The 1,355-nt window shown below is 60.2% G+C and carries 1 protein-coding gene; it reads right to left on the minus strand.

The window, feature by feature from the left end; genetic code table 11:
* Positions 1-202: 202 nt before the first annotated feature.
* On the minus strand, positions 203-1,216 hold the full coding sequence (gene intI1 / locus M0413_RS22570; RefSeq protein ID WP_000845039.1) for a class 1 integron integrase IntI1: 1,014 nt from the start codon (positions 1,214-1,216) through the stop codon (positions 203-205).
* Between the last annotated feature and the right edge of the window lie 139 nt (positions 1,217-1,355).

A 1,355-nucleotide genomic window follows, 5' to 3' on the forward strand; every position in this document is an offset into this window, starting at 1 on the left:
TGTCGTTTTCAGAAGACGGCTGCACTGAACGTCAGAAGCCGACTGCACTATAGCAGCGGAGGGGTTGGATCCATCAGGCAACGACGGGCTGCTGCCGGCCATCAGCGGACGCAGGGAGGACTTTCCGCAACCGGCCGTTCGATGCGGCACCGATGGCCTTCGCGCAGGGGTAGTGAATCCGCCAGGATTGACTTGCGCTGCCCTACCTCTCACTAGTGAGGGGCGGCAGCGCATCAAGCGGTGAGCGCACTCCGGCACCGCCAACTTTCAGCACATGCGTGTAAATCATCGTCGTAGAGACGTCGGAATGGCCGAGCAGATCCTGCACGGTTCGAATGTCGTAACCGCTGCGGAGCAAGGCCGTCGCGAACGAGTGGCGGAGGGTGTGCGGTGTGGCGGGCTTCGTGATGCCTGCTTGTTCTACGGCACGTTTGAAGGCGCGCTGAAAGGTCTGGTCATACATGTGATGGCGACGCACGACACCGCTCCGTGGATCGGTCGAATGCGTGTGCTGCGCAAAAACCCAGAACCACGGCCAGGAATGCCCGGCGCGCGGATACTTCCGCTCAAGGGCGTCGGGAAGCGCAACGCCGCTGCGGCCCTCGGCCTGGTCCTTCAGCCACCATGCCCGTGCACGCGACAGCTGCTCGCGCAGGCTGGGTGCCAAGCTCTCGGGTAACATCAAGGCCCGATCCTTGGAGCCCTTGCCCTCCCGCACGATGATCGTGCCGTGATCGAAATCCAGATCCTTGACCCGCAGTTGCAAACCCTCACTGATCCGCATGCCCGTTCCATACAGAAGCTGGGCGAACAAACGATGCTCGCCTTCCAGAAAACCGAGGATGCGAACCACTTCATCCGGGGTCAGCACCACCGGCAAGCGCCGCGACGGCCGAGGTCTTCCGATCTCCTGAAGCCAGGGCAGATCCGTGCACAGCACCTTGCCGTAGAAGAACAGCAAGGCCGCCAATGCCTGACGATGCGTGGAGACCGAAACCTTGCGCTCGTTCGCCAGCCAGGACAGAAATGCCTCGACTTCGCTGCTGCCCAAGGTTGCCGGGTGACGCACACCGTGGAAACGGATGAAGGCACGAACCCAGTGGACATAAGCCTGTTCGGTTGGTAAGCTGTAATGCAAGTAGCGTATGCGCTCACGCAACTGGTCCAGAACCTTGACCGAACGCAGCGGTGGTAACGGCGCAGTGGCGGTTTTCATGGCTTGTTATGACTGTTTTTTTGTACAGTCTATGCCTCGGGCATCCAAGCAGCAAGCGCGTTACGCCGTGGGTCGATGTTTGATGTTATGGAGCAGCAACGATGTTACGCAGCAGGGCAGTCGCCCTAAAACAAAGTTA

It is taken from the genome of Shewanella sp. 8A (assembly GCF_023475945.1).
GTDB classification, from domain to species: Bacteria; Pseudomonadota; Gammaproteobacteria; order Enterobacterales; family Shewanellaceae; genus Shewanella; species Shewanella xiamenensis.